The organism is Leisingera sp. ANG-M7 (assembly GCF_000813965.1).
In the GTDB taxonomy this organism is placed as follows: domain Bacteria; phylum Pseudomonadota; class Alphaproteobacteria; order Rhodobacterales; family Rhodobacteraceae; genus Leisingera.
Window position 1 is genome coordinate 78,198 of the sequence record NZ_JWLI01000004.1, and the last position, 12,556, is coordinate 90,753.

A 12,556-nucleotide genomic window follows, 5' to 3' on the forward strand; every position below is an offset into this window, starting at 1 on the left:
GGAAATGCGGCGGAAGGGCGCGCAGATGACAGCTCCTTACTTCTTTGGCTACGGCAGCCTGGTGAACACGGCGACCCACAGCTACGGCGGCGCACAGCCTGCCCGTCTGCGGGGCTGGCGGCGGGCCTGGGTGCATACCTCTCTGCGCGAAGTGGCTTTCCTGTCGGCGGTACCCTGCGACGACAGTGAAATCGACGGACTGATTGCCGAGGTGCCGGGTGCCGACTGGGCCGCTCTGGACGAACGGGAGTTCGCTTACGAGCGATTGCCAGCCGCGGACCGCGTGCAGCATGGGCTGGCGGGAAGCCCGGAAATCTCTGTCTATGCGGTGCCTGCGGAGAAGCAGAAGGGTGTCAGCGAACGGCACCCGGTTCTGCTGAGCTATCTGGATGTGGTGTTTCAGGGCTACTTGCACGTGTTCGGCACAGAGGGCTTGAAGGGCTTCATCGAAACCACCGATGGCTGGGACTCCCCCATTCTGGATGACCGCGCAGCACCGCGGTATCCGCGCCATCAGGCGATCACCGCAGCTGAGCGCAAAATGTTCGACGATCTGATCGACAGCACCGGCGCCCGCCGCATAGTCTGCAAGGCATGATCGAAAAGCTATTATTGCACCTTGGCCGGATTGCGCGGCAGCTCTGGTTCAGGGTTGTTCTGATTTCCCTCCTGTCCGTGCTGGCGCTGCTTCTGGCCCCGCTGGCAAAAACCTGGCTGCCGGACAACCTGAGCGAGGATTTCGGGCGCGAGGCGGTGCTGCCGGTGCTCACGATCCTGGCGTCAGGCATGCTCGCGGTCACCACGTTCTCGCTGAACGTCATGGTCAGCGCCTACCGCACTGCCGCTTCGATGGCGACGCCGCGGGTCTACCGGCTGCTGCTAGAGGACACCGTCACCCACCGGGTGCTGGCAACCTTCGTGAGCGGCTTCATCTATTCGCTGAGCGCGGTGATCCTGTTCCGGGCCGGCTATTTCACGCCTGAGGGCGCGCTGGTGGTGTTTGGCCTGACCGTCATCGTCGTGGTGCTGATCGTCGGCGCCATTCTGCGCTGGATCGACCATTTGTCGGGCCTGGGCAGTATGGACCACACCCTGCGGCTCATTGAGGACCGTACCCGCGCCAGCCTGAAGGCGCGGATGGACAAGCCCTGCCTCGGAGGGCTCTGCGCACGCGAGGAGGGCAAACCGGACGGCGCGGTGGATATCCCGGCGGCCAAAAGCGGATTTGTCCGCTATGCCGGGCTGTCGCGGCTCAATGAACTGGCAGAGGAGGCCGGTACGCAGATCACCCTGGCGCGGGCGCCGGGGCAATACATCCTGCGCGGCCAGCCGGTGGCCTGGGCCACAGCCGGGGACAATGACTTCTGCAAGGCAGCCTCTGCCGCGATCGACATCGGCGATGTGCGCAGCTTCGACCAGGATCCATCCTTTGGGCTCACCCTGCTGGCGGAGACCGCGCAGCGGGCGCTATCGCCCGGCGTGAACGATCCCGGCACCGCGGTGGAGGTGATGGGGCGGCTGGAGCGGTTGCTGTGGGAGAACATGCCAGCGGATGAGGCCAGCGAGACACGCGAAGCAACCTATCCGAATGTGAGCATCCCGCCGGTCACCGCCAGCCACCTGCTGCGCTGCGCCTTTCCTCCAATCGCCCGCTGCGGCAGCGACTCACCTTCGGTGATGCGCTGGATGGAGAAGTCGCTGGACGCGCTTGGCGGCCACCCGAACCCGGACATGGCGGAGGCCGCCAAGGAGATGTGCCAGGAAGTGCAGGACGGCCGCTGGGGCTGATCTGCCAGTTATCCGACGGAACGGAAGCCTCCCGCCTGCTGCGGCACATGTGCCATGCGCCTTCACAGTTGGGCATGGCAGTGCGGCGCCCGGCCCGCCCGCAGCGGCGGCACCTTTTTTGCCACCTTCGCGGGCGGGAGCTTCCCGAAAACGCAAAAGGCGGCACCACACGGCACCGCCTTTCTGGAATGGCTTATGCAAACCTTAGCCGCGGACGCGCACGGTTTCCATCAGCGCCAGCAGGGCGGACATGTCGGGGCCGCGCTCCATGCCGGTGACGGCTTTGCGCAGCGGCATGAACAGGCCCTTGCCCTTGCGGCCCGTCGCCTCTTTCACCGCAGCGGTCCATTTGCCCCAGCTTTCGCTGTTGTAGGGGCCTTCGGGCAGCAGCGCCATCGCCTCTGCAATGAAGTCCTTGTCCTCATCAGCCACCAGCGGCTCAGCACCATCGCGGCACAGCTCCCACCAGCCCGCGAGATCCTTGAGCGTGGTGATGTTTTCCTTGGCCATATCCCAGAAGGCGGCCTGTTTCTCTGCCGGAACGCCCAGCTCGTCCACATGGGTCTGCACGGCCTCCAGCGGCAGCGACTGCAGGTGGCGGGCGGTCAGCGGATAGAGATCCTCGACATCGAACTTGGTTGGTGCAGCGCCAAAACGATTGATGTCAAAGCCGTCGATCAGTTCCGCCAGTTCCGTGCGCAGTTCCACCGGGTCGGAGGAGCCCAGGCGCGCCATCAGGCTGAGCAGCGCCATAGGCTGCACGCCGGCCTCTCGCAGATCGCGCAGCGCCAGGGTGCCCAGGCGCTTGGACAGCGCCTCACCCTGCGGGCCGGTCAGCAGCGAGTGGTGCGCGAAGGAGGGGACAGAACCGCCCAGTGCCTCGATGATCTGGATCTGGGTTGCGGTGTTGGTCACGTGGTCGGAACCGCGCACCACATGGGTCACGCCCATCTCGGTGTCGTCGACCACAGAGGCAAGGGTGTAAAGAAACTGGCCGTCGCCGCGGATCAGAACCGGGTCGGAGACCGAGGCCGCGTCAATGGAGATATCGCCCAGGATGCCGTCGGTCCACTCGATGCGCTGGTGATCCAGCTTGAAACGCCAGACGCCATCGCCGCGTTCGGCGCGCAGCGCCGCTTTCTCGTCATCGGAAAGGTTCAGCGCGGCACGGTCATAGACCGGCGGCTTGCCCATGTTCAGCTGTTTCTTGCGCTTCAGGTCAAGTTCGGTCGGGGTCTCGAACGCCTCGTAGAAACGGCCGATCTCGCGCAGCTTTTCCGCCGCAGCGACATAGCGGTCGAGGCGCTCTGACTGGCGCTCCACCTTGTCCCAGGTCAGGCCCAGCCATTCCAGGTCCTGCTTGATGGCATCGACATATTCTTCCTTGGACCGCTCAGGGTCGGTGTCATCGATGCGCAGGATGAAGGTGCCGCCAGCCTTGCGGGCGATCAGATAGTTCATCAGCGCGGTGCGCAGGTTGCCGACGTGGATATAGCCGGTCGGCGACGGGGCAAAACGGGTGGTGGTCATCACGAGTCTCCTGTTGCCCTGCCCCTTGTCACATGGGCGGCGGATTGTCCAGTTTCGCGAGGGTTAACGCGCCTTTGCAGCATGCCTGCGGCGCAAGTATTTTTGGAATAATGATGCCAGGTTACCCAGGCTGCACGGGCCAGATTGCATCGAGGTCTTTGAGGCCCGCGCGGATCAGCTCGCCCAGCACGTCCAGATCAACATCAGCGAGCTTATTCACATAGAGGCAGCTTTTGCCGAGACGATGCTTGCCAAGGCGGGCCAGGATTGCGCTGTAGTCCTGGTAGCCCGGCATGATGTAGATCGAATGGCGCGCCCGGCGCGGGGCAAAACCGGTAGCCAGGAACTCGCCTTCCCGGCCTGTCGCATAACGGTAATGGTATCTGCCGTAGCCGATGATCGACGGGCCCCACATCTGCGGCTGGTACCCCGTCACCTCGCAAAACAGCCGGTTTAGCTCTTGCGCCTCGACCGATTTGCGCTCCGGCTCCACAGCTTGCAGAAAGTCTTCGACGCTTGCGCCTGTTGGCGCAGTTTTGTTGCCGCTCATCCGCCATCCCTCCTGCCGTAATGATAGTGCTGCACTTACACTCTGACAGCCCGGGGCAGCCTGCCGGCCAAATGGATCAGTAGCCGGTCTGCGGGCCGTAGCCGCTGCCGTCAGTGAACCGCGACAGGCGGAAGGCGTGCGGATCCACGACCGGGGCGCTGCCGGTCACCAGATCAGCGGTCAGTCGTCCGGCGGCGGGCCCAATGCCAAAGCCGTGGCCGGAGAAACCCGTGGCAATGAACAGCCCCGGCAGGCTATCGACCTGAGAGATGACCGGGATCGCATCCGGTGTCACATCCATCAGCCCGGCCCAGCTTTGCACCACATCGGCGTCTTGCAGCACCGGGAAAGCCTTTTGCGCGGCGGCCCAGCCGCTGCGGAGCGCTTTTTGCGAGGGCGCCGGATCCAGCACGCGGCACTGTTCGAAGGGCGTGGTGTCCTGCGGATCCCAGCGCCTGGCCTGGGCGGCTTCCTCCGCCCAGCGGCCAGACACACGGAACTGCAGGGCCTGCCACTCCTGGCGCAGGCTGGGCAGGTATTTCCAGCCCAGACGGAAGCTGTCAGGAACGATGTCGACCACGTTTTCCATCGCGTCAGACACCGTGTAGCCGCCATCCGACCGCTTGCGCAGGCCGAGATTGCCGCTGCGCACGGAAGTTTCCGGGCCGCCTGGCACCGGTGAGGTGCGCAAGACCGAGTTCAACACTTTGAGCTGCGGCAGGTCCACGCCTGCATTGCCCAAAAACAACCGCGACCATGTTCCGCCTGCGGTGACAACGGCAGAGCAGGCCACCCGGCCGCGTTCAGTCATCACACCGCTGATGCGGCCGGCAGAGGTTTCAACACTGCGCACCGCGCAATCGGTCATGACTTTCGCCCCGGCTGCACGGGCGACGGAGGCGATTGCGTGGGTGGCCAGCTGCGGCTCTGCCCGCCCGTCCAGCGGCGTGTGCAGCGCAGCCTGCGCCTTGGTCTGGTGTCCCGGCATCAGCTGGGCCAGCTGTTCGCCGCGAACCATACGGGCGCCCTGGTCCCAGCCATCGAGGTTGCGCAGCCAGCGTTCAAGCTGCGCCTCGCGCTTGCCAGTTTCCGCAGTATAAAGAATGCCGGAACGGATGAAGCCGGTTTCATGCCCGGTGCGTTCTGCCAATCCCTCCCACAAGCGCAGGGATTCTGCCATCAGCGGGATTTCCCGCGGATCCCGGCAGGCGATGCGCACCCACCCCCAGTTGCGCGAGCTTTGCTCGCCTGCGATCTGGCCCTTTTCGCAGAGCAGCACGGAATACCCGCGCTCGGCCAGCTCCAGCGCGGTACTGGCGCCGATGATACCGCCACCGATCACCACGGCGTCGACGGCCTTGGGCAGGGCCAGATCGGATTGGAAATGAGGCAGCTTCGGTCCGGGCATGCGGGCATCTATGCCCGGTGCGAAACCGCCGGTCCAGCGTGCATGCGACACCCGCTGCGCCGCATTACGCCATTGTGATTTTTCCGCCGCAGATCAGAGCGTTACCGGCACCGAAGCTGCGTTCACATCCATACAGAAAGAGCAGTAAACCTCGCGATTTCAACGGGTTAACGCAGCCCTCAGGAGGGATCGCGCCAGCGGTTCACAATTGGGTAGCGGCGGTCCAGCCAGAACGCGCGCCGGGTCAGGCGGGCACCGGGGGCGGACTGGAAACGCTTGTATTCGCTGATATAAATCAGGTGCTCCACCCGTTTGGCGGTTTCCCGGTCAAAGCCCGCCGCGACGCAATCTGCGATTGAGCCATCCTGATCCACCAGAATGTCGAGGATTGCATCCAGCACCGGGTAGTCCGGCAGGCTGTCGCTGTCCTTCTGATCCTCACGAAGCTCGGCTGTGGGCGGTTTGTCGATCACGTTGGGGCGGATCACCTCGCCCGCCGGGCCCATCATCCAGGGGCGGTGGTTGGCGTTACGCCAGCGGCAGGTTTCAAACACCCGGGTCTTGTAGAGATCCTTGATTGGGTTATAGCCGCCGTTCATGTCGCCATAGATGGTGGCATAGCCGACCGCGACCTCCGACTTGTTGCCAGTGGTCAGCAGCATTTCCCCGAACTTGTTGGACATTGCCATCAGAAGGAGGCCGCGCAGGCGGGACTGGATGTTTTCCTCCGTCAGGTCCGGCTCCATTCCCTCGAACAGCGGCGCCAGCGTATTGGTGATTGCAGCGCGGCCCTCGGATATCGGGACATAGTCGTAATGCACACCCAGCGCCTTGGCGACCGCTTCGGCATCGTCGAGCGATTCCCGGCTGGTGTATTCAGAAGGCAGCATCACGCAGCGGACGTTTTCAGCGCCCAGCGCGTCCACCGCAATGGCCGCAACGATGGCCGAGTCCACGCCGCCGGACAAACCCAGCAGAACCTTTTTGAAGCCGGTCTTGCCCATGTAGTCGCGCAAGGATTCCACCATCACCCGGTAGTCCTGCTCCCATGCGTCAGGGAGATGCGCCTTTTCGCCCTCAACCGCACGCCAGCCGTCATCGGTGCGCTCCAGATCGAGCTGAGCATAGGCCTCGTCAAAGACCGGCATCTGCAGCGCCAGCGAACCGCCCGGGTTCAGCACGAAGGAGCCGCCATCAAAGACCTGGTCATCCTGGCCGCCGACCATGTTCAGGTAAATCACCGGCAGATGGGTTTCGACAGAACGAGCCACCATGTGGTTGAAGCGCACTTCCATCTTGTCGCGGAAATAGGGTGAACCGTTGGGAATCAGCAGGAACTCGGCACCGGTCTCCGCCAGAGTTTCCGCAACATCCTCGTGCCAGCCATCTTCGCATATGGGGGAGCCGATGCGGGTATTGCCAACGGCATAGGGGCCGCCCAAGGGGCCTGCGTCAAAGATACGGACTTCGTCAAAGACAGTCTCGTTCGGCAGATGGTGCTTGAGGCTGCGCGACGCGATCTTGCCGCCTTTCAAAATCAGGTAAGCATTATAGAGCCGCCCGCCCTCGACCCAGGGGCTGCCGATGGCCAGCGCCGGACCGTCTGCGCAATCCGCGGCCAGTTTCTCTACCTCGGCGATGGCGGCGGTGTGGAAGGCCGGCTTCATCACCAGGTCCTGGGTGTTGTAGCCGGTGATGAACATTTCCGGCAGCGCCACCAGATCGGCGTCAGCCTTGCGGCCCTCTTCCCATGCAGTGCGGGCCTTGGCAGCGTTGCCTGCCAGGTCGCCCACGGTTGGGTTCAGCTGCGCCAGTGTCACGCGGAAACGGTCTGCCATGCTGCTTGGGCCCTTTGTAACAATCCTCCATCAGCCATTTACCAGATTGACGGCCAAGGAAAAGGGCAAGGGGGCAGGCTAGGGAAAAGACATTGCGGCCCGTGTTGCGGTAGCTTAGTTTCCGGGCGAGCAACCCAATATGGCAGCAGCACCGTAATTCCTGGGCAGGCAGAGGCTTTCAATGACCCGTTTCGGCACCGCATTCGCGCTTTCCACTCTCTTGGCACTAGCCGCCCCAGTCCTTGCCCAAGACAGCGAGGTCATCACCACCCAGGACGAGATCGGCGGCGTCTATGAAGGCACTTTCAAGGGCGGGCTGCAGCATGGCACCGGCACATACAAGCTGCCGAACGGCTATGAGTACAGCGGCGAATGGGTCGAAGGCGAAGTGCGCGGCCAAGGCGTGGCGCGGTTCCCCGACGGTTCGGTCTATGAGGGCGAGTTTGCGCAAGGCAAGCCGCATGGACTGGGTAAGCTGACCCGGGCTGACGGCAGCACCTATGAGGGCGGCTGGCAGGACGGCCAGATCCACGGCGACGGCACCTCAGTCTACACCACCGGCGTGCGCTATCAGGGCAGCTTTGCCGATGGCAAACGGCACGGCCAGGGCGTGATGACCTCTCCCGATGGCTATACCTATAACGGCGACTGGGTTGAGGGCCGTCAAGAAGGCCTGGCGAAGATCACCTATGCTGAAGGAACCGTCTACGAAGGTTCCGTGGCCGACGGGCAATTGCAGGGCCAAGGCAGGTTGGCGACCTCCGACGGGCTGGTCTATGAGGGCGAATGGCAGGCCAGCCAGATGCATGGCACCGGCAAGCTGATACAGGCCAATGGCGATGTCTACGAGGGCGAACTGCAGAAGGGCCGCCGCCACGGCGCCGGCACACAGACCTATGCAAATGGCGATGTCTATGCCGGCGATTTCCACAACGATCTGCGTCACGGAAGCGGCACCTTCACCGAAAAGGACGGCTATACCTACACCGGCGCATGGGTGAAGGGCCAGATCGAGGGCAACGGCAAAGCAGTCTACCCCGACGGCTCAGTCTACGAGGGCGAATTCCGTGATGACCTGTCCGAAGGCAAGGGCAAGATCACCTATCCGGACGGCGCCACTTATGAAGGCGATTGGGTGGCCGGGGTGATTGAGGGCGAAGGCACCACCGTCTATCCCAATGGCCTGACGTATACCGGCGGCTTCAAGAACGCCAAGAACCACGGCAACGGGGTGATGACCTATGCCGACGGCTACCGTTACGAAGGCGGCTGGCAGGACGGGCAGCGCCACGGCGATGCTGTCGTAACCTACGCGGACGGATCCGTCTACACTGGCCAGTTCACCGGTGGCAAACGCCACGGGCAGGGCAAGATCGTGATGCCCAATGGCTTCATTTATGAAGGCGAATGGCAGGAGGGCAAGATCCTGGGCCAAGGCGTAGCGACTTATGCCAACGGCGATGTTTACGAGGGCAGCTTTGTCAACGGCAAGCGGCAGGGGGCTGGCACGATGAAATATGCCTCCGGCGTGCAGGAAGACGGCAACTGGGAAAACGGCGCGCTGGTCAGCGGCGGTGCGGAGGCCGCAGGGCAGGCTGAAACAGGGCAGACCGAGTAACTCGGACAGGAACGAAGGCGCGCCAGGGTGGCGCGCCTTTTTTTGTTTCAACCGATGCGGATGCGGCTCAGGTGGTCGGGCATCGCGACACCCACCAGATTGGCAGGATCGGGCTGCGGCGGATGCAGTTCCATCGCCATCGGCACCACACCGGCCCAGATCGGCAGGGCGTAGTCCTCCTCATCATCCTTGGGCGGGCCGGAGCGAATCTTGGCCGCCCCTTCCTCAATCGGTATGCGCAGCAGTGCGGTTGCCTTCAGCTCCTGCGCTGTCATCGGGCGCAGGGTCTCCCAGCGGCCCGGGAAGATGTGGTCCACCATCATCTTGAGACTGGCGGCCTTGGCGTCCTCGTCCGTGACCTGTTCTGCCACGCCGAACAGCATTGCAGAGCGGAAGTTGACCGAGTGGTGAAATGCCGAGCGCGCCAGTACGTAGCCGTCCATGCAGGTGACACTCAGGCAGACCTCTGCCCCGGCCATCGCCCGGATCGCGCGGCTGGCGGCGGAGCCATGCCAGTAGACGTGATCCCCCTCGCGCCATTGCAAGGTCGGCAGCACGGAGGTAGCGCCATTGATCTGATAGCCGATATGGGCCAGCGGCATGGCGTCGAGCACCTGATACAGGCTTTCGCGGTCATAAAGCCCGCGTTCATGGGCGCGGCGCAGGCGGCTGCGATCCGATTTCAGGGCGGTTTCTTGTTCGGGCTGGCGCATGGGCTGACCTCATGTTTCTTGTTGTTTCCCACGACAGCTACGCGCAAACTGGCCTTAAATTAACTTCCAGTTCCAGATAAAAAGAGCAGTCCAATATGATCGATCTGTCCAGCATGGTTTCCGAAGGCCGCGCGGTGCCGCTGTATCAGCAGATCGTCGCGGCGCTGCGGCGCCGGATCAGCGACGGCAGCCTGGAACTGGGCACCCGGCTGCCATCCTCACGGGCGCTGGCGCAGGATCTGGGGGTGGCGCGTTCCACCGTGGTGACCGCCTATGACCAGCTGGTGGCCGAAGGGTTTGCGGAACCCCGTCAGGGCGCCGGGATCTTTGTTTGCGACGTGGCGCCGATTTGCCCGCCTGAGGTTCCCGCAACACCAGTTGCAGCGGTTCCGCCGCCGGCACCTGGCCTGCTGCTGCCCGGCGCGCCGGATCCGGAGGTTTTCCCGGCACGCCCCTGGGCACGTTGTGTTTCACGTGTGGCAAGAATGGACCCGCTGAGCCTGAGCCACCAGGAGGATGCCTTTGGCGACCCGAAATTGAGGCGGGAGATCGCCGCCTATGCGGCACGGTGGCGGGGTATAGACTGCAATGCAGAACAGGTGCTGGTGACCAGCGGTGCGCGCGAGGCGCTGGAACTGGCAATGGAATTTCTTGTGGAGCGCGAGGACATTGCGCTGGAGGCCCCCGGCTTCACGCCCACCCGGCGGTTTGCGCAGGCACGTGGATGGCCGGTGCAGTGGCTGCGGGCTGGTGCGCGCGGCGCAGCCGTGCCGCGGCAGATGGCCAAGGTCACGCTGCTGACGCCTTCGCATCAGTTTCCGCTGGGCGGCACCCTGCCGGTGCCGCAGCGGCAGGCTTTTCTGCAAGCCGCCAGGGCGCGCGGCGGCTGGATCATCGAGGACGATTTCGACAGCGAGTTCCGCTATGGGGGCCAGCCAGTGCCTGCGATGGCCGCCTTGGACCGCGAGGGGCGCTGCATCTATGTGGGCACGTTTTCCAAGACATTTTCCCACGCGCTGCGGCTGGGCTATGCGATCCTGCCGCCAGCGCTGGTGCCGCGGCTCCGGGCGCAGTTCATCCATCCTAGTGCAGGTGCCGCCATCACGGCGCAGCGGCCGCTAGCGGAATTCATGGCTTCGGGCCAGTATGACCGCCACATCCGCCGCGCTCGCAGGCTCTATGCGGAACGCTATGCCGCAGCGGCTGAGGCGTTGGCGGGCTGGCCGGAGGCGCTGGGGTGTTTTCACCGCCACAACGCCGGGATGCAGATCGCCTTTCATCTGAAGGGCACGCCGAAGGACACGGAGATTTGCCGCCGCGCAGCCGAGGCAGGATATGGTGTCCGGCCACTGTCTTCGCACGACCCGGAAGGCGCCGCACAGGGGCTGCTGATCGGGTTCTGCCAGACGCAGGCCAAAGACCTGCCAGTTCAGATTGCCGGGCTGCGCCGGGTTGTGGAGGCGTGCAGTTAGAGCCGCACCCAAGGAAAAGGCCTCCCCGGATGCCCGGGAAGGCCAGTCTCATTCAGCTTTGATCAGGCCGGGGCCGATCAGCTGTACTTCTTGATCTCACCCGATTTCAGGCGCGCCATGTAGCTGTTCAGCTCTTTCTTGACGATCGGCATCAGGAAGTAGAGCGCGATGATGTTGACCACCGCCATGGCAAAGATTGCCGCGTCGGAGAAGTCGATCACCGGGCCGAGGTTTGCGGCTGCGCCGATCACCACGAAGATGCAGAAGATCACCTTGAACACCAGTTCGGTAGTCTGGCCTTCGCCGAACAGGAAGGTCCAGGCCTTGAGGCCGTAGTAGGACCAGCTGATCATGGTGGAGAACGCGAACAGGATCACTGCCAGCGCCAGCACGTACTGGAACCAGCTGAAGGCCGAGGAGAAGGCTGCCGAGGTCAGCGCCACGCCCTTGTTGCCGTCCACGGTCTGAATGGTGCTTGCGCCTTCGTCCAGCAGGTAGAGGCCGGTGTTCGGATCCTGGATCAGCTGACCGGTGATGATAATCACCAGCGCGGTCATCGTGCAGATCACCACGGTGTCGATGAAGGGTTCCAGCAGCGACACAAAGCCTTCGGTGATCGGCTCCTTGGTTTTCACCGCGGAGTGGGCGATCGCTGCAGAGCCAACGCCTGCCTCGTTCGAGAAGGCCGCGCGTTTGAAGCCCTGGATCAGCGCGCCAACCATGCCGCCGGCAACACCTGCACCGGTGAAAGCGCCTTCGAAGATCTGGCCGAATGCCCAGCCGATCTTGTCAGCGTTCATCGCCAGAATGACAAGCGCCGCTGCCACATACATAACGCCCATGAACGGCACGACTTTTTCGGTCACGCGGGCAATCGACTTGAGGCCACCCACGATCACGGCAAACACCACCGCAGCAAAGACAACGCCGGTGATCCAGCCGGGATAATCGCCGACAACACCGGAGATCTGCGCGTGCGCCTGGTTGGCCTGGAACATGTTGCCACCGCCAAAGGCGCCGAGGATACAGAACACCGAGAACAGCACCGCCAGGAACTTGCCCATCGGCAGGCCGCGTTCGGCAAAGCCCTTGGTCATGTAATACATCGGGCCGCCGGAGACGTGGCCGTCTTCGAACTCATTGCGGTATTTCACGCCCAGGGTGCATTCGGTGAACTTCGACGCCATTCCCATCAGGCCGGCCAGAATCATCCAGAAGGTTGCACCGGGGCCGCCAATACCGACCGCCACCGCAACGCCGGCGATATTGCCGAGGCCGACGGTGCCCGACAGCGCGGTCGCCAGCGCCTGGAAGTGGCTGACCTCACCCGCGTCGTTGGGGTCGGAGTAGTCGCCTTTGACCAGCGAAATCGAGTGCGGGAAGGCACGGAACTGGATCAGGCCGAAGTACAGTGTGAACACGGTGGCCGCGATAACCAGCCAAGCCACGATCCAGGGGAAGCTGGTGCCGGGGAACGGGCTGAAGATCAGGTTGACGAACCAGCCGGTGGAGCTGGCAAACAGCTCATTGACGCGTTCGTCGACGGATTGTGCCATCGCCGGGGCGGTTGCCGCCAGCAGCAGCGGCGCAGACAGGGCTGCCGCCTTTATTGATTTCCTCATGACTGTCCTCTGAGTTT

The 12,556-nt window shown here is 63.5% G+C and carries 10 protein-coding genes; 4 read left to right on the top strand and 6 right to left on the bottom strand.

Annotation, left to right across the window (positions count from 1 at the left end; translation table 11 throughout):
- The first annotated feature begins 25 nt into the window (after window positions 1-25).
- Both RA26_RS04885 and RA26_RS04890 read left to right on the top strand, forming a co-directional pair.
- On the top strand, window positions 26-598 hold the full coding sequence (locus tag RA26_RS04885; RefSeq protein ID WP_039181029.1) for a gamma-glutamylcyclotransferase family protein: 573 nt from the start codon (window positions 26-28) through the stop codon (window positions 596-598).
- Complete coding sequence (locus RA26_RS04890) at window positions 595-1,788, top strand: DUF2254 domain-containing protein (RefSeq protein WP_039180719.1); 1,194 nt, start codon at window positions 595-597, stop codon at window positions 1,786-1,788. The genes RA26_RS04885 and RA26_RS04890 overlap by 4 nt, the downstream gene beginning before the upstream one ends.
- Before the next feature lie 204 nt (window positions 1,789-1,992).
- On the opposite strand, the gene gltX is transcribed toward RA26_RS04890, so the two are convergent.
- The 4 genes from gltX to RA26_RS04910 all read right to left on the bottom strand — a co-directional run bounded on the left by gltX (window position 1,993) and on the right by RA26_RS04910 (window position 7,114).
- Window positions 1,993-3,318 (bottom strand): glutamate--tRNA ligase, encoded by a 1,326-nt coding sequence (gene gltX, locus RA26_RS04895; protein ID WP_039180722.1) that lies wholly within the window; start codon window positions 3,316-3,318, stop codon window positions 1,993-1,995.
- Window positions 3,319-3,439: 121 nt separating this feature from the next.
- Window positions 3,440-3,868: a DUF1801 domain-containing protein gene (locus tag RA26_RS04900; protein WP_039180725.1), complete on the bottom strand. Its 429-nt coding sequence runs from the start codon at window positions 3,866-3,868 to the stop codon at window positions 3,440-3,442.
- A gap of 76 nt (window positions 3,869-3,944) precedes the next feature.
- Window positions 3,945-5,276, bottom strand: a complete 1,332-nt coding sequence (locus tag RA26_RS04905) for an NAD(P)/FAD-dependent oxidoreductase (RefSeq protein ID WP_039181031.1) — start codon at window positions 5,274-5,276, stop codon at window positions 3,945-3,947.
- Window positions 5,277-5,455: 179 nt separating this feature from the next.
- On the bottom strand, window positions 5,456-7,114 hold the full coding sequence (locus RA26_RS04910; RefSeq protein WP_039180727.1) for an NAD+ synthase: 1,659 nt from the start codon (window positions 7,112-7,114) through the stop codon (window positions 5,456-5,458).
- 181 nt (window positions 7,115-7,295) lie between these two features.
- On the opposite strand from RA26_RS04910, the gene RA26_RS04915 reads away from it, so the two are divergent.
- Window positions 7,296-8,732 (top strand): MORN repeat-containing protein, encoded by a 1,437-nt coding sequence (locus RA26_RS04915; RefSeq protein WP_039180730.1) that lies wholly within the window; start codon window positions 7,296-7,298, stop codon window positions 8,730-8,732.
- A gap of 47 nt (window positions 8,733-8,779) precedes the next feature.
- Here the strand turns inward: RA26_RS04915 and RA26_RS04920 are convergent, their stop codons facing one another.
- Window positions 8,780-9,445: a pyridoxamine 5'-phosphate oxidase family protein gene (locus tag RA26_RS04920; protein ID WP_039180733.1), complete on the bottom strand. Its 666-nt coding sequence runs from the start codon at window positions 9,443-9,445 to the stop codon at window positions 8,780-8,782.
- 95 nt (window positions 9,446-9,540) lie between these two features.
- Here RA26_RS04920 and pdxR point away from each other — a divergent pair, with 95 nt between their 5' ends.
- Entirely contained in the window at window positions 9,541-10,917 is a 1,377-nt protein-coding gene (gene pdxR, locus RA26_RS04925; protein WP_052272313.1) for a MocR-like pyridoxine biosynthesis transcription factor PdxR, read from the top strand.
- 77 nt (window positions 10,918-10,994) lie between these two features.
- Here pdxR and RA26_RS04930 read toward each other — a convergent pair whose 3' ends face one another.
- Window positions 10,995-12,539: an alanine/glycine:cation symporter family protein gene (locus RA26_RS04930; protein WP_039180736.1), complete on the bottom strand. Its 1,545-nt coding sequence runs from the start codon at window positions 12,537-12,539 to the stop codon at window positions 10,995-10,997.
- Window positions 12,540-12,556: the final 17 nt, after the last annotated feature.